The sequence below is a fragment of the Spirosoma foliorum genome, from assembly GCF_014117325.1.
Classification (GTDB): Bacteria; Bacteroidota; Bacteroidia; order Cytophagales; family Spirosomataceae; genus Spirosoma; species Spirosoma foliorum.
Window position 1 is genome coordinate 6,745,740 of the sequence record NZ_CP059732.1, and the last position, 17,399, is coordinate 6,763,138.

Here is a 17,399-nt window from a genome sequence, read left to right on the forward strand (position 1 = left end):
AACAGGGCATTCTTGAGGAAAGACGTATTAGATTGCTACGTATCCTTAGAGTAATTAACGGGGTATTTTATTATTTCCTCCATTTTTTGCACTTTTTTCCTCCTGCGATACCCCAATCAAATTCTGCATTCGTTTAACCTGATCGGCTAATTGTTTATATGCCATTTCATTTGCAAGCACTTTATCTTTAAGTTTTTCTACTTCAGCGTTAAGATCTTTTACCGCTTGAACTAATGGCATGACAAACAGAGTATAGCCCAAGGTGTAATACCTACCACCTTCTTCCTGACGGACACCTTCGAAATCATAGCCTACTTCTTTAGCTGCCGCTTCAACATCCTGAGCCAAAAAACCGCTGTGCAAAACAGTATCATCTTTAATATTGCTTACCGAATAACTTAATAACTTAGCTTCCTTAAGCTTGTTAATATGATAAGTAACAGGGTTAAGCTTAATTATAAAATTCAGTCCTGGAACATTAGCCCGAATGTCTTCTTTAATACGTTTATCGGAAAGAGTAGAGATAGTTTGCACATTACACCGAAGTGAGGATATACTATTATCACCCAATACAATTTGATTACTGGCATTAACAATTGCATTTGCGCCAATCGCAGTTGCGTTATTTAGGTTTCCAGTTGAAGGGCCTGAATTATAACCCAACGCTGTGTTATAACTACCTGTCGTATTATTTTGCAAAGCAATAGTTCCCGAAGCCGTATTATTAGCTCCTGTTGTGTTAAGTCTAAGGGCTAGATTACCCGATGCCATATTTCCTGGTCCACTTGTATTATTTAACAAGGCGGAGCCACCAAATGCGGTGTTATCATGCCCGTCTAAATTGTTATACAATGCATCTGTACCAACAGCTATATTTGAATAACCAGTTGTGTTCGAAGCAGACGCATTAGAACCTACTGCAGTATTTTCGTAACCTGTAGTGTTTTTTTGTAAGGCACCCGCCCCTGAAGCCGTATTATTAGCACCTGTTGTATTACTCGTTAAGGCAACTGTGCCTAATGCAGTATTGTTATTTCCACTACTATTGGTCATTAATGCAACTGAACCTAAGGCGGTATTACCCTGTCCGGTGGTATTTGAATATAAAGATCTATAGCCCGAAGCTGTGTTGTTCTGCCCAGTGGTATTAGAAAGTAGTGCAACAGTTCCTAGAGCTGTATTACCAGTACCACTGGTGTTGCTAGTTAAGGCCTGCAAACCTAAAGCTGTATTATAGTTACCGCTTGTACTACTGGCCAATGCTAGAGTTCCCAAAGCTGTATTACCTGTTCCAGTTGCTCCACTACTAAAGGCAAGATAACCCAAAGCAACATTATTTTGTAATTGATCAATTCGGCCTGAGTTTTGATTATTTACTCTAAAATATAAAGGAGTGTTATCCGACGTTCCAAGAAAATTACCACTAGTTGTACCGGCATTTCCGCTTAAATTCCACGAGTTAGCAGCACCACTGGCGGCTCCTCCCGCTGTCCATATTGGGGCACTAGGGCTACCTGTATTTACTTCAATCTGATTAGTACTACTATTGTAAATTAGTAGCCCGGTAGCCGGACTTTGAATTTGGCTTCGTAATGAAGTAGTTACAATTGGAGGTAATAAACCTCTATATAGACTACCTAAACTATAAGGGCCTGAAATGACCTGAAGCGATGCAGAACTGACTATAGTTCCAGAAGATGGGCCTATACGTATCTGGGAATACCCTTTACTAATTACTAACCAAACCAATAAAGTGATTTTCCAGCCGTTTGTAAACACTTTTCTCATGATCTACACAAAAAAGGATTAGTGATCAAAACACAGAAGATAAAGCCTAACTTTCTACGAGTATTACCAGAATTAAACCACGTTGAAGGAAGGCACTTTTTACTATAAAAACTCACAAGATGCCATGTTGTTTATAAATAACAGAGAAAGATATTCTCTGTCAAGTTATTTTTCAATTAACTATTTAAAGGCAATTCTACTGGGATTGGGATGTTCAGCAGATATATCAGCACAAAAGCACAAGTTGGCAAAACGCTGATATGATTCTATAAAAATCTAATTTAAGATTCTATATATACTAACTATTTTTACGTTATTCCTAAACTTATACTAAATCAGATATTAGTTGTCTTATTTAGAATATAAGGAAAGCAGGCTAAATTGATGATCGTTTGGCAGTCATCAAATAAATCTTCCAAGATTATTCTGACCCGCTGCTGAGCTTCTGCCAAACTGGTAAACAACCGATGTTTCAATCGGCGACGAACCTCTTTGAAGATCCGCTCGACTGGATTTAGTTCTGGGCAAGCAGCTGGTAACTGACTGAAGACCCTATGCGTATTGTTAAATAAATTGGCTTTATGAGCCGTTGCTCCATCAGCAATAAATAGGGTCTTACTGGCTAAGCAACCCTGGATCTGCTCAATAAACCACCCGAACCACTCCCCATTGAGCTTAGGTAAAAAGGCGGCATAAGCCTGACCCGTAAAGGGGCATAAAGCCAGATAGAGGTACACATTCTCATACCCAATATGCACGGGTGAGATGGGCCGATGACCAACCGGACACCACTTGCGCCCTAATTCAGTACGAGTACCTGCTCGCAGTTCATCATGAAAAAAAATGGAGGTATTCGCAAAATCTTCACTCAATTGGGAGACCTTTTTTTATATGCCTCTAGGGCACCGGGTCGCTGATGAGCATGCACGGGGCGACCCGTTTTGGCCTTGATATTGAGCCGTTTGCACAAGTCAAATACGCCACCGATAGTATAGCTAACGCCTAAACTGGCTGCCAAATAGGCCTGAATGTCGGCTAAGGTCTGGGCTTGATCATCAAAAAGATATTGGCGCAGCCTGGTGATTTGAAAGGTGGACAGTTTACCCCTATAAGTTGGGGGCTTTTGGGCGATCAAGGCCTCGATCCCGTTGGTTTGATAGGCTTTCCAAATACGTTGGACTTGGCGTAGGCTCAAGTTGATAGACTCAGCGGCCTGTAATTGGGTAGTACACTGCCCCGACTTAAGCAAGCGCACTAAGCGAACGGCGTCCCGTAATTTTGCTTTTGACTGCTGTTTTTCAAGGATTTGTAAATAACCGAGTTCCTCCTTAATTTGAGTGCTATAGTTCATTCATTAAAGTACGTCAAAAAGATTCTGATTTAGTATTACTTGCGACCAAATACCTTAAGTAGTACACATTAACAACTTTTAGACTAAATGTAATTAGAGCTGTAAATGAACCGTTAAAGAATAAAACCACAAAGCTCATTCGGTATATCCATAAACCCAGTTTTTGCTCGCAGAAGGGATTCTCAATTTATTTTCTAAAAGAATTGAAGCTCGATGCTGGATATCCTGAGGGACATACTGTAGTGGATTACTAGAGCGCGTTGAAGCATTCTAGTTTCCTCAGGCCAATTTGGGAAGACTATTTCAAAAACCGACTCAATATTGATCCGGGCGACTTTATAGTCGTTTGTAAGTGAGAAAAGAATATGACTAACCAAAAAATACTCTAAATATAATTGGTTCAGAGTTAAGCATTCTTTAAGAAACACCTATTTTCTAATGATTTGATGCCTTGCCCCTGGAAGACTTTTAATTAAATGCATCGAAACTTAGATATATAGCTTTAAAAGATATTGGGATAGATCTAAGTTTTCAATAAAAAGCTAAATCTGTCAATCTCCTAGAACATAACAAGTCACTTTTCACCAAACTTAGATAAATAATGAAAATTTAGAATAACCATAAAAGCTATTTTTCTTGAGAATTTTTTCTTACAAGTTTTAATTTTTAATAACGTATGAAATACATATTTTTCTGTATGCTACTGCTTAGCTTGATAAGCTCTCTACCCTTTTTGGTCGGATTTACTAACGACATATCCGTAATTAATCAAGAGCAGGAAATGGGTTCCCCTATTCTCCCACCAATAAGTGCTAACTGGGTTGCAACAGACGGAGCTGGGCGGAATTTGCCTACATACAGCACTACCGGTAAATTTAAGCGAAATAAATATGCAGGAATTTTTTATTTCCTTTTACATGGGCAATACCATGATAAAGCTGTTTATGATATATCGGCTTTGACAAAAGCGAATCCAACTAATCCGAATTACGGTCCAGAAAATACCTGGCATTGGTGGGGTGAACCTGAAGTTGGTTACTTCAAGGCAGATGACCCTTGGGTCATTCGACGTAATCTACAGTTGCTGGCTCTAGCAGGTATTGACATACTTTTTTTTGATGCAACTAACACTGATCCTTATCTATCAGTAGTTAATAAACTTTGTGAAATATCGCTAGATATGCGCCACAAAGGAATTCCTACACCCTATATATGCTTCGTTACTTATACAAAAAGTGCCGAGACTGTTACGACTATCTATCGGCAATTCTATGCACAGAATCGTTATTCCGAACTTTGGTTCAGATGGCAGGGGAAGCCATTGGTACTAGGGAAGATAGAAGAAATGACCGATCCTAGTATCCGAGATTTCTTTACTTGGCGATATAGCTGGGCTTGGACAAACAGCCGTAATGAACCGCACCACTGGCAGTGGCTCGATCGAACTCCCCAAAATTATGGCTGGGATAAAGATCATACTATTCCAGAAGAAATACCGGTGGCCGTTGCCAGTCATCCATTTGATAACAATATAGGTAAGAGTTATCGGCAGGGTCATATAGGAATATTAAATAAGCAAAATATTACGACTCAAACTTCCCAAGGATTATATTTTGATGAACAATGGAAACGTGCTTTACAAGTAGATCCAGCGGTGGTTTTCATTGCAGGATGGAATGAATGGGTTGGGCAACGTTTTATAAACAAGCAAACAGATTCAGTCGCAAAAATAACGCAAACAAAGTTTATTGGTAAACCCCTAAAATCAGGACAAACATTTTTTGTTGATTTATATAATGAAGAATATAATCGAGACATAGACCCTATGAAAGGCGGTTATACAGACAATTATTATTACCAAATGGTTGCTAATATCCGCCGATTCAAGGGACTACCCGCCCCTGAATTAGCTACCCCTGCTCGCACAGTTACAATTGATGGAAAATTTACAGAATGGACTGGTGTAAAGCCAGAGTTTGTTGACCCTATTGGTGATACGATGCATCGCAACTGGCTTAGAGCTGACAATAAGATTTATTATGTAAATAATACAGGGCGTAATGATATTACTCACAGCATAGTAACCCATGATCGTAATTTTGCTTATTTCTATGTCAAAACAGTCGATAAATTAACCCCTTCAACCAATAAAAACTGGATGTTGCTATTTATTGACACCGATCAATCAACCAAAACTGGCTGGGCAGGTTATGACCTTTTAATAAATCAGACAATAAAAGGTGATAAATCAACGATCAGTCAATGGGAAGATAAGTTCTGGAAACCTATAGCCACTACAACTGTTAAGTTTACAAATAACGAACTCGAGATAGGTGTACCATTAACCTTCATTCGGAAGGCTAATAATAAGATTAACATAGACTTTCATTGGGCTGATAACATTCAGAAATTAAACAGTATAAGCGAGTTTTTTACCAACGGCGATAATGCTCCAGACCGGCGATTCAATTATCGTTATACTAGTCAATAATTTTGAAATGTTTATTTATTCCTGTATTGATTAAAAAATCTGTTGGAATTTTATTTAAGCCCGATTGAATGAGCAGTTACCTGTTTTCAAATCGCCAAAATTTGATTAAAAAATTCTCTTTCTGACTTGAAGCGATCCTTCGTACCCATATTAAGCGTAAAGAAAAAGTGTCATTCCTATTAATTAACAGCTTTCTACACACTTGAGACTGTAGACACTGTTCCAAAATACACTAAGTCAAAGGACAGAAGATTTAATGAAATTTCATTAAATCTTCTGTCCTTTGACTTAGTGTATTTTGCTTATCATTAATAGCTACTAGCGCTTACTTCCTAATTAGGCGGTTAGATATATGTTGCTGTCCTGCTTCTAACGTACATATATAAGCGCCTGTAGGCAACTGATCGGCTAGCCACTCAACTTCATAACGGCCAGCCTGTTGAAGTTGATTGTTTACCAGCCTACCTACTACTTTACCCTCAGCATCGCTAATAAATAGATTAGTGACGGCAGTACTTGCTAATTGATAAACAATAGTTGTTTTTTCAACAAACGGATTAGGATAGGTCTTTATTAATAAATGGTCAGAGTGGCCATCCCCAAAGTTAATAGCCGTGTATTCTGTATGAGCAGCAAATATGGAACCAGCCTTAGCCTCAAACCCAGGGTTAAGTAAAATAGATTTCCCTGCCCGATATTCAACTTGCTGACTAACTGATACAATATTACTGGCAATTAATGACTTAACTGCCTGCTCTAAAGGTTGTGGATAGTAAGTGGCTGCCAGTGTGCGAGTCAGATCTTCTTTCTGGGCTAGGGCCAGAAGACTCGTGAACCAGAAACAAATGAAAGCGAATGACTTTTTCATGTTACTTATTATTAAGAAGTTCATTTATGGCTTTCTTCATTTCTTGATTTTCTTTCTTTAGCTCAAGCATATACAAAGTCAGCTCTTCAATCTTCTCTAATAATTTGGCATCCATCTTACCCACATCAATACCTTGCTTAGCCACATCATTGGCTGAAGGTACGCCTGGTAAATGCCTGTGAGTTTTGATATAGCTCTCAACGTCGCTTAGACTACGTAATTTATAGTTATCCTCGAATACATAGTCGGCCCATTCACCAGAGTCCTTTATCGCTACCTTTACCCTCTCTGTCAAAATACCTCCGGCAACATATAGCTTATAACCAGCTGGCAGTCGATTGATGTTACCGCCTATAGTTACTGGACTATCATTATTTGACTGAATTGTCGATCCATTTAGTGACCATGGAAGTGCTCCTGTTAATTGTCCTGCATCCGCACTTAGGCGCCCGCCAGGTAGGGAGCCTAAGCCTAAGTTCACTCCAAGGCCTGCCAGCACTACGTCGCCATTATTATCTACCGTTAGTACTTTGACTATTGGATTTTGCAGACTAATTGACAAGCTAACCAGTGAATTAGATGCTCCAGTTAAATTAGTGAAGCGTAGTCCTGACTTATTGGCCGTTCCGGACGTAATTTCTAGTTTATTGGCCGGGGCTGAAGTACCGATCCCCACATTAGCTCCATTGCCCAGCACAATACTGTTACTCTGATTTACTTGAGCATAAGGTCCAATAGCTACGGCGTTGGTAATAGTAGCTGAGGATGAAGATACATCTGCGGCAAAACCGATCATCACGTTATAATTGCCATTATTATTAACACCTGCATATTGACCAATAGCCGTGTTACGCTGACCTGTGGTATTATGTAGTAAGGAACCATCACCGATAGCCGTATTACCTAATCCAGCCGTATTACCAGCACCGGAAGAATTTCCTATAAATAGGTTGTAATTGCCCGTTGTATTACTGGACCCTGTTTGTTGCCCTAAAAACATATTTCCCTGACCAGTCGTATTAGCCACGCCAGCCTCACTACCAACAAAAACGTTAGCGATACCAATACTGTTTGCATAGCCTGCCTTATAACCTACGAATGTATTATTTCCTAAAGTTGAGTTAGCATACCCGGCTTGATAGCCTATGAACGTGTTTTGTGAACCGGTTGTGTTTCCATTGCCAGCTTGAGCGCCTAAAAAGGTATTGAATGTGCCACCAGAAGACATATTCTGTCCCGCATTGACACCTACTAATGTGTTGAACACACCAGGCGTTGTTGAACTTGGGGTAGTAGCTACATAATTATTTTGTGCTACTACTAGTGTTGGCAATAGACTTAGTAATACGTATAGTACACTTTGTGGCAAAGTTGAGTAATTAGTTTTCATTATTTCCATTTGATTAACTTAGTGAATTTATAAATTGATCATATAAGATATTTGAAAATTAATATCCACATAAATCTCTATTTAATTTTATAGATTTTATTTTAAATTTACTATGTGGTAAAAATGACAATATAATAAAGCTTCGTACAGAAGAAATATCGATTAAATAATTCACTGAGGTAAGTGATCTGAAGCTACTGAGTAACTTGACCTCTCCTTACTAAAGTAAGGTAGACTGGATTAGACGGCATTTATTCAGGCGCTTTAGGTTCTATAAAATAAGCTCGCCGACTGCCCTTTAGGTCTGGAAATTAATAAGAAACCAAGTTTTAGTAGTTTGCCATTTCTCAAATTGAGCAGTCTATAAAACCAGGCCGGCGCAATCTCCATTTTAGATCCCCATTCTATTCCAATTGTCCTGACAAGGGCAGTATATTGGTCAAAAAGAGAAAATCAGAACTACCACCGCATGGGCAGCCCTGATGAAAAGCCTGAAAGTAGTATCTTTAAACGTTCCTGACCACATTCAAGTTGACCTTGATAGCGAGTTTATCTCCAAGGCATTTGTCAATTGGACTTATGCGGTAATTCCAGCCTTTTTAAGACTAGGTAAGCGGAGTGATATTCCGTTCTTTAAGTCATTCAAAGGTGTTTTGAGCTGATTATTGCTCTTTAGTTTCTGTCACTGAAGTATGCTCGAGATAAGATCGAAGTGTCTTGAACCCCTGAAAGTGAGCCAGTGAAAAGTAGAGTAAAAAAACTAACTTTCACAGGTTTATAAAAGGGAAATGAAAGCAGCACGATTCACCGAATCGCAGATTGTGGCGATTCTCAAACAGCAGGACAGCGGCCAAACTGTCGCCCAGATTAGCCGTGAGCATGGCATTAGTGAAGCCACCTTTTACGGGTGGAAAGCCAAATTTGGCGGTATGCAGGCTTCGGAAGTCAAACGATTGAAAGACCTCGAACCGGGCCGCCGGAGCGGAGGAAAACCGGCGATTGAAGAAAATGTATGCCGAGCTAAGTCTGCAAAACGACATCTTCAAAGAGGCTTTACAAAAAAAGTGGTAGGGCCTGCCGAGCGCAGAGCGTTGGCCAAGTGGGTGATCACCGAAAAGAAGATTAGCCAGCGCAAAGCTTGCCGTTGGGTAGGTCTAAACCGCAACGCCTTGGCCCAACCAGTAGCTATTAAAGAAAAAGATGAGCTGCTAGTAGGCCGGATCAAACAGCTAGCCAACCGGTATAAACATTGGGGCCTGTTAAAGATTTACCGCAGACTGCGGAAGCAAGGTGAGACCGCTAATCACAAGCGTGTCAGAAGATTATATCGGCTGGGTGGATTTAATTTACCTCGTAAGTTGAAGAAGAGGTTACCGGAGTCGGTTCGGCAACCGTTGCCCAAAGCAATGGCCTGTAATAGATGTTGGTCATTAGATTTTACGTCCGATAGTCTGACCGACGGTCGTAACTTTAGGACGCTGAATGTGATTGACGATTATAACCGGGAAGCCTTAGGCATTGAAGTAGACTATTCTTTACCTGCTCAACGAGTTACCCGGCTACTGGATCAGTTAGTGGATCGCTACGGCAAACCGGAACGGCTACGAAGTGATAATGGACCCGAATTTATCAGCCAAGCGTTACAGGATTGGTGTGCAGATAAGGAAGTCATACTACACTGGATCGAGCCGGGCAAGCCCACTCAGAATGCCTACATCGAACGCTTCAATGGCACGTTTCGCCGAGAAGTGTTGAATGCTAATATGTTTAGGAGCTTGGCGCAGGTACGCCGAACGGTGGATGAGTGGCTAGTCGAATATAATACGGAGCGACCTCATCAGGCATTGAAGTTCATGACACCCGCCGAATATCGACAGGTGGCCTGACCTCCAGCCAAAACTGGCTCACCAAACGGGGTAAGGACAGAAGCTTAGTGAAATGGAAATAAAACATTTTAGACGCACAGTTTACTGGGCGGATTGGCGCTATATGAGAAGGACAGTAAAAGAGAACAGATGAACGTCCGATCTTCAATCGTTGAGTGTCTAAATAATTGGAGACCCCTTACATCAGTTGGCTTTATACCTCTGAATAAATAACCAAAAGAATTATTCATCAATTGCATTACCTCAATTTTACGATAGACGTTAACTAATTACTATGATAAATGTTAAAGATGCACAATTTGGTGCTTTTGGCGATGGCGGTCATGACGATACAGCAGCAATACAAAAAGCAATAAATTTTGCTAAAACCCTTTCCTATCCAACAGGTGGCGGAACTTATCGAGTTAATGTATTCTTTCCTGCAGGTTTTTATTACATTACCTCTCCAATAAATATAACGAACGCCGATGGCATTTGGCTAACAGGCGATGGTGGTCGCTATTTGAACACGAATATTATTGGTGTTACAGGTGGGGTTATCTTCGACTTTAGTGGATCATCATTAGCTGGATGTGAAAATTTTACTTTCATATCAAATCCTGGAAATGGAACGAGTCGCTCCACCATAGGAACTTTATTTGCTTTAACTTCTAATGGTGGTCTTAATTGTGGCATACGTAATTGCTACTTTCAAATGCAAGATTTTCCTACCGCTAACAGCGGTTTTGGTACAATTGGCATCTTATGTGTTCGAGCAGACGAATTTTTTGTACATGAATGTTTAGTGCGAGCAAATACTCCGATTGTAATGAGTAATACGACTTCGCTTGTTGGAATAGGTGTTACCAATACCGTTTCAAGTAGCTTTCAGGCTCTTACTCAAGGAAACGGCTCCATGGGATTTATAGATATTCAGGCAACGTCTTTGCAGAACTATGAAAAGCGGCAACCAGCTTTAGTATTAAATGGGGTTAACACGCTAAACTTTCATGGATATTTAAGTCGACTTACAGCCAATAGCGGTTCTGTTGAAACAGCCATATTATGCAACCAGTATACGACTAACCTGCGTATACACGCTAATATTGAATCATTCTCGCAGATTTTAAAGGCAACTAATGGTGGGTTTGAAGGGAATGAATTTAATATCGTCATAGCCAATGAGACCGCTCCTACGACTTCATTAATCGACGTAACAGGGTGTATAGTACGAGGACTCAAACTTCGTGTTTCTTTGCCCATTATTGCAGAGCGCCCTAATCGCTATGTCATTTACTATGCCCCAGATACTAATCCAAACCAACCTTCGTCTGGTTCAATTATTGATAGTGAAATTACCTGCTATGATATTATCTCTAATCAATATATCATATCACCCAACCTGCTTAAACAGGCAACAAACGTATTATTTAACACTTCGCAACCTTTTGAGAAAAAGGGAGGCCGTCTTCGGCAATTATCAAACAATAAAGTAAGTGCAGGAACAATTGGGTCTATTGCAACAGCTACAATATTTAGTTTTTTACAAGCAGATAACACAGCTTCTACTAATAGCCGCGGTGGTTACTACCGTATTTGGGTTGATGGAACAATTCAGGCTGGAAGTTACGGATCAGCCTACAGCGCAGTACTTTCTTTTCAAGCCCAAATAATCATTAATCAAAATTATATTGGCACGATGGATTTGCCTTCCTCGACAGTAATTATACTAGATAAGAGCGCAACAAATCCAACATTTATTGACATTACTGGCCTGGTGATTAATGTCACTTTTTTAAACCGGATTGGAACTGTTACTATTACTCCAAAAGCCTCAGGAAGTTCAACATCAGAGGCCATTGTTTATAATGGCGTTGCGGAAATTCAAAGCGATTTCCTCATTAATGATCCAATTCCGTTGTAGAAGACGGGAGTTTATGCCAGAATCCAGGATGCATACTTATTCGACGTTTTATAGAATTGGGAAATAAATTTTGCTTCCTTCCCATTTTGTAGCCTATGTATTTTGCGATCATTCGTACCAGCTGAGCTGGAATAAGCCTTTTATAGCCATTTTGGCTTAAATAGCGCCATTCTTGCAAAACATATTTGAGTCCTTCTGACTCTGCTTTTGAAAATTCGCTTAATACCGCGCTTTGTTCTTCATGAAATACCCCAATGTCAAAATATCGCTTAAACTCTTCAAGCAGCGAATAATCATGGGAATGAAACACTTGAGCCTCAGCACAATAAGCCACAGCTTTACCCTGAAGAATAAATCGGGCAGCTACAGATACATCTTCGCCCAAAATCGTTTCAGACGGGAATCCTCCAACAGATTCCAAATTAGCCTTGCGGTATGCAGCAAATGAGTTGGAACAGGAGCACGTCTTAATTCCCATTGTTGGAATTAAGTCTTTCGTTTTGACAACACTATAATCAGGATAATTTATTAAACGGGCGAATCGGCCAAAAACACCTGTCTCAGGATAAGGTAACTGCCGTCCGTAGGCTAAAGCAATATCTTCCCGAGAGCAAAGCATTACCATTAACTTCTCCAAAGTGTCGGGTGACGCTGGTAGCGCATCTTGCGTCATAAAGACTACTATATCAGATTTCGCCAGTTTGAGTCCTAGATTTCTAGTAGTACCATGATTAAACGATGCTTTATCTATAGACAGTAATAATATGTCTTCAGAAGTTATTAGCTCTAACGTATTGTCTGTTGACCCTGAATCAATTATGATCAGTTCATGCGGTACTGTTTGTTCCTGAAGTCTTTTTAATAAAAGAGGAAGAAAAGAGGCAGCATTATAAGTAGGAATGACAACTGATAACATTTATAATCATGTTAAAATGATAAGGCGGTTTGCTCAAGATGTGCTCCAATGAACGCTAGTTAATTGTCAATTTAGTGTAAGAGCGCGTCTCTATATAGCTGACCATTGACTTATTTCCAAAATTCCATCAATGTAACATCGTCTATATTATTGGTCAAAGTTAATCACTAGTAGATTTCTATTATAACATTTTATCTTGTATATGTTAACTTGCCGCATTGGCACTAATGTACTAGGGTATTACAGCTCTTAATTCTAGAAATGTATATGAAAATAACTCTAGAATTAAAAGCTATAATGTTAATTCTAAGGAAATTACACATCTTTTTTATTGAATTTGAACTTATATGCTCTTTAACTCTTTACATTTTATTGCATTTTTTCTAAGCATTACAACTACATACTATTTACTTCCACACCGATATAGATGGGTTTTACTATTAGCTGGTAGTTGTTATTTTTACATGGCATTTGTACCCATCTATATTCTAATTTTAGGGTTTACTATCATTATCGATTATTTTGCCGGTATATTAATCGAACAGTCAGTTGGCAAAAAACGTCGCGGTTATCTACTTATAAGTCTATTAGCCAATATTGGTGTCTTAGCCTTTTTTAAATATTATAATTTTCTCAACGACAACCTTACACTTCTTTTTTCAAATTTCGGATATAGCAACCATATTCCTTATTTAAGTATATTATTACCAATTGGCCTGTCTTTTCACACATTTCAGGCAATGAGCTATACCATTGAAGTTTATCGAGGTAACTCCAAAGCTGAACGTCATTTTGGTATTTACGCACTATATGTAATGTTCTATCCACAATTAGTAGCAGGCCCTATTGAGCGGCCACAAAACGTTTTGTGGCAATTTCACAAACCCCACCCTTTTAAGTCAGAAAATATTGCTAGTGGATTAAAATTAATGGCTTGGGGCTTCTTTAAAAAAGTGGTTATCGCCGACCGCTTAGCAGTAATAGTTAACCATGTCTACAATCAGCCGAATCAGTTTGAAGGAGTTTCTTTGCTATTAGCTACTATATTATTCGCGTTCCAAATTTACTGTGACTTCTCTGGTTATTCAGATATTGCGCTTGGTACAGCTAGAACGCTAGGGTTTCAACTCATGAAAAATTTTGACCGGCCGTACTTCTCAAAATCTATTGCAGAATTTTGGAAACGATGGCACATTTCACTTTCTACGTGGTTCCGTGATTACTTATATATTCCACTTGGCGGAAATCGAGTCTCTCATTCAAAATGGTATGCTAACTTATTAATTACATTTATAATCTCAGGTCTCTGGCATGGAGCTAACTGGACTTATCTAATTTGGGGTGGATTAAACGGGTTATATCTAATATGCGAAAATACCCTAAAGCCAATTACCAGACGAATTAGTCAATCTCTAGGCCACTCCGTCAGCAAAAGTATTGGGTTAATTTTAACTTTCTCTCTAGTTTGTTTAGCCTGGGTATTCTTCCGAGCATCTACAGTAGACGATGCATTTTATATTGTCACACATTTATTTTCGAATATCAGAGCTAGCTTAAAGATTATTACAACAACTAACTTAGGAACAACTAAATACGAATGGGTAGTCGCTATTTTAGCACTCATTACGTTATTCACTATTGAGTATTTACAAGGTAAACAATGGTTTAGAAATTGGCTAAACTACCAACCTATATATATTCGCCTATCTTTGTATTATACATTGGTAATGTTAATTATTTTATTCGGTGCCTTTAGCAATCAAGAACAGTTTATTTATTTTCAATTCTAATGCGCCTAACTGTATTATTTTCATACATATTCATTGTTTTCATTGCTTGCCTTTTGAGCCTACAAAGCATAATTTTTTTTCTAGCTCCTTATGTGCGCAATTACAACGTATATACAGCAGTTAGTATTGATAAAGAAAATAGATTAGCAACTGCAAATCAACCGCGACTTATATTTGTCGGTGGCTCAAGTATGGCACTTGGTTTAAATAGCCAGTTCATGGAAAAAGTCACTGGGAAACAAGTGGTAAACATGGGCATTCATGCCGGCCTTGGCTTACCATTTATACTTAATGAATCATTAGCTGGCCTTAAGTCTGGTGATATAGTAGTACTTTGTCTAGAGTATACTCTAGACAAGGGTGATAAGAAACTTCAGGCACAACTAGTTGATGTAAATCCACGTGCAAAAGAATACTTATCTTTTTCATTAATCGATTACATACAGTTTTACACACAAAATGTACAGCGCTGTTTATCTGGCGCTTTCTATAAAGTTATTAATGCTGATCGATTAGACCCTATTTACAATCGGTCAGCACTTAATATTCAAGGAGACGTAATATCACATTACTCACTCCCAAAACGTAAAACGCTAGCCGATTTAGTGAAATGGAAAGACCTAGGAGACGCAGAATATATTAAACAAGTTAATGGATTTATAAATAACGCAAAACGCAAAGGAGCTACGGTTTATTTCTCATATCCGGCATTGTGTTCTTCAGCTTTTATCCTCAATTATCAAAATATGCAATTGCTAGAAAAAAAATATTTACAAGAAATAAATTGTCCAATAATTGGGCGACCCCAAAGTTTTGTATTTAACGATAAGGATTTTTACGATACAGTCTATCATTTAGGCAAATATGGCGTAGATAAACGAACTAAAATAATGATTAAATTATTAGATGGTTATTTATAACGTCCATCAAGTGTAGATCAGAAAACCAGAAATTATTGCGGTAAATAACAAAATAGTATAAAACAATTTTAATGTAGCAGTAAATGTTTAATCAGATATACTAATAAAAATAAACGGTTGGAGAATTTTCTATAAAAACCATAGCCAACTTCTCCTGTGGGTGAAGCATTACCTCCATGACGGACATATTTAATCAATGGTTCTTCATAGAATATAACGCGGCCTTTAGCTTCTACAAGTAACCCAATCCACCAATCATGCATATGAATCTTGGACGGAAAAGGGAGAACATAGTCTAGTATTTCGCGCCGAAAAGCCATACAGCATCCCATATAGGAGTTTCGATATAAGTTATTCCAAAAACCTGGAGAACTGCCCCTATGCTCAAAGAATGATGCTTGTAATAGATTACCATTCTGGTCTACAACTTCACAATCAGCTAGTACCAAATCGTGATTTTTAAGTAAAGAATTGATTGTTGAAATTTTATCAGGCAACCAAATATCATCTTGATCTGCTAAATATATATATTGACCACATGAATTTAATAATGCATTTTCAAAATTACCTACTGGACCACGGCGCTTTTTATTTACAAATACTTTTATTCTTCGATCTGCAAATCCATCTATTATCTGTAGAGTTTTGTCCGTTGATCCATCATCAGATATGATTATTTCATCATTTATATCTAATTGTTGAAGAATTGATTTTAACTGCCGTTCAATATATAATTCTCCATTATATGTAGCCATACAGACACTAATGAATATCATTTGAAAGGAGCTTAGTAATTTTGAATAACTTACTTAAATTAATCTTTAAGCGGTTAGTTAACAGAAAGCTAACCACTATATAGGGAGGAATAACAAAAAAAGCTAAACTAAATAATTGAGTTACTGCCAAATTGACATCGCTAATAAGCGTAGCTGAAAATAGGAGAACACTTCCCATAAAAACAAAATAGAAAGCACTAGTGCGTTTTAGCGAAAAGTAATGATTTCTAATAATAACATATAGGTATCCTAGAAGCATACTAAAAGGGAAGGCAGCCCAGTAATAAAAATAAATACGACCTTCAATATAAAATGGTGCATTTGGCCCCACAGTAACAGTAGCGATGGAATCAGGCAATCGCAAGTTGTCAATCATTATATTACCCGGGGTTTCATGATATTCTTGTAAACGAAGAAAACCAAAAATAGGATTAATTATATTATTAGGAATATAATCCCACCAGGTATATTTTTCAAAATAAGCTATGTTAACAGGCTGGTAATAATATAAAAGAGAATCCGCGCTATACAATAAGCGCTTTATAAAAGCTAAAAAAGCTGTACTAAAATCACCATTCTCTTTTATAAGAACTGTAAAGGCAATTCCCATACCTATAACAAAAATCAATGGTAAATAGCGTTGAAATTTCTTCAAAATTAATTGCTTATCTGCAAATGAGGGATGGTACAATATGACACCAGCGGAAGCGGCAATTTTTACAAATGCTCCCTTTGAACCATCTAATGACGAAAAAAATACTACGATTAATAAAAAAAGCAAGTCCTTTTTTCTTTTTTCAAGCAGATACATATACACGAGAGAAGTACTAACAAAAGTACCTGCACTCCAGTTGATTTTTCTGAATAAACCAAATCCCCCCTGAAAATCGGCTATTTTCGATTCTGTTGGATTTGCAGAAAACAAGGCGAATCCTTTACTATAACCTATAATTATATTCGACAATATAAAAACAGCTAAGAGTAAGTATGTTGTATAACGTAATAGAAATTGGTCAGAAAAAGTATAAGTTTGGTCAGTTTGATTATCATCCTCATTAGAATTACTATCTGGCCGGTATGCGATTAAAAAGCCAATCCATAAAGCAAGTTGGCAACCAAAAAAATGAATAATATCTTTTGTATCAGGAATGACTTGGGTAGCAAAGTAGCTAGCGAATGCAGTAGAAAAAACCCAACCAAACAATGGATCTACAACAGAATAGATGTACTTATAATATAATATAAAATACACGGCCAGTAAGAGCGATACCCACCCAAAAAGTACAGGCAAGAAATCAAATTCAATTCCCATATTTATGC

At 38.1% G+C, this 17,399-nt stretch carries 13 protein-coding genes; 5 read left to right on the forward strand and 8 right to left on the reverse strand.

From position 1 onward, the window contains the following. Positions 1 to 54: 54 nt before the first annotated feature. The 3 genes from H3H32_RS28420 to H3H32_RS28430 form a co-directional block, all read right to left on the reverse strand. The gene (locus H3H32_RS28420) at positions 55 to 1,788 is read right to left on the reverse strand and encodes a tail fiber domain-containing protein (RefSeq protein ID WP_182459113.1); all 1,734 of its coding nucleotides are present in this window, start codon (positions 1,786 to 1,788) and stop codon (positions 55 to 57) included. 335 nt (positions 1,789 to 2,123) lie between these two features. After that, on the reverse strand, positions 2,124 to 2,660 hold the full coding sequence (locus tag H3H32_RS28425) for a transposase (protein WP_182459114.1): 537 nt from the start codon (positions 2,658 to 2,660) through the stop codon (positions 2,124 to 2,126). Then, positions 2,657 to 3,139: a helix-turn-helix domain-containing protein gene (locus H3H32_RS28430; RefSeq protein ID WP_182459115.1), complete on the reverse strand. Its 483-nt coding sequence runs from the start codon at positions 3,137 to 3,139 to the stop codon at positions 2,657 to 2,659. The genes H3H32_RS28425 and H3H32_RS28430 overlap by 4 nt, the downstream gene beginning before the upstream one ends. 676 nt (positions 3,140 to 3,815) lie before the next feature. Here H3H32_RS28430 and H3H32_RS28435 point away from each other — a divergent pair. Continuing rightward, on the forward strand, positions 3,816 to 5,630 hold the full coding sequence (locus H3H32_RS28435) for a hypothetical protein (RefSeq protein ID WP_182459116.1): 1,815 nt from the start codon (positions 3,816 to 3,818) through the stop codon (positions 5,628 to 5,630). A 325-nt stretch (positions 5,631 to 5,955) separates the two neighbouring features. Here H3H32_RS28435 and H3H32_RS28440 read toward each other — a convergent pair whose 3' ends face one another. Together H3H32_RS28440 and H3H32_RS28445 are read right to left on the reverse strand one after the other, a co-directional pair. Then, positions 5,956 to 6,498: a T9SS type A sorting domain-containing protein gene (locus H3H32_RS28440; protein WP_182459117.1), complete on the reverse strand. Its 543-nt coding sequence runs from the start codon at positions 6,496 to 6,498 to the stop codon at positions 5,956 to 5,958. A 1-nt stretch (position 6,499) separates the two neighbouring features. Next, positions 6,500 to 7,888 (reverse strand): autotransporter outer membrane beta-barrel domain-containing protein, encoded by a 1,389-nt coding sequence (locus H3H32_RS28445; protein WP_240543515.1) that lies wholly within the window; start codon positions 7,886 to 7,888, stop codon positions 6,500 to 6,502. A 788-nt stretch (positions 7,889 to 8,676) separates the two neighbouring features. Here H3H32_RS28445 and H3H32_RS28450 point away from each other — a divergent pair. Continuing rightward, a complete protein-coding gene (locus H3H32_RS28450; RefSeq protein ID WP_240543516.1) occupies positions 8,677 to 9,774 on the forward strand; it encodes an IS3 family transposase in 1,098 nt (365 codons plus the stop codon). 274 nt (positions 9,775 to 10,048) lie between these two features. Continuing rightward, positions 10,049 to 11,677: a glycosyl hydrolase family 28-related protein gene (locus tag H3H32_RS28455; protein WP_182459118.1), complete on the forward strand. Its 1,629-nt coding sequence runs from the start codon at positions 10,049 to 10,051 to the stop codon at positions 11,675 to 11,677. Here H3H32_RS28455 and H3H32_RS28460 read toward each other — a convergent pair. Then, entirely contained in the window at positions 11,655 to 12,593 is a 939-nt protein-coding gene (locus H3H32_RS28460) for a glycosyltransferase family 2 protein (protein ID WP_182459119.1), read from the reverse strand. The genes H3H32_RS28455 and H3H32_RS28460 overlap by 23 nt on opposite strands. Before the next feature lie 464 nt (positions 12,594 to 13,057). Between H3H32_RS28460 and H3H32_RS28465 the strand changes: the two genes are divergently transcribed. After that, entirely contained in the window at positions 13,058 to 14,383 is a 1,326-nt protein-coding gene (locus H3H32_RS28465; protein WP_309547117.1) for an MBOAT family O-acyltransferase, read from the forward strand. Further along, on the forward strand, positions 14,383 to 15,303 hold the full coding sequence (locus H3H32_RS28470) for a hypothetical protein (RefSeq protein ID WP_182459121.1): 921 nt from the start codon (positions 14,383 to 14,385) through the stop codon (positions 15,301 to 15,303). The genes H3H32_RS28465 and H3H32_RS28470 overlap by 1 nt, the downstream gene beginning before the upstream one ends. Before the next feature lie 68 nt (positions 15,304 to 15,371). Here H3H32_RS28470 and H3H32_RS28475 read toward each other — a convergent pair whose 3' ends face one another. Then, on the reverse strand, positions 15,372 to 16,058 hold the full coding sequence (locus tag H3H32_RS28475; protein ID WP_240543517.1) for a glycosyltransferase family 2 protein: 687 nt from the start codon (positions 16,056 to 16,058) through the stop codon (positions 15,372 to 15,374). Between the two features lie 7 nt (positions 16,059 to 16,065). After that, positions 16,066 to 17,391: an oligosaccharide repeat unit polymerase gene (locus H3H32_RS28480; protein WP_182459123.1), complete on the reverse strand. Its 1,326-nt coding sequence runs from the start codon at positions 17,389 to 17,391 to the stop codon at positions 16,066 to 16,068. Positions 17,392 to 17,399 lie beyond the last annotated feature (8 nt).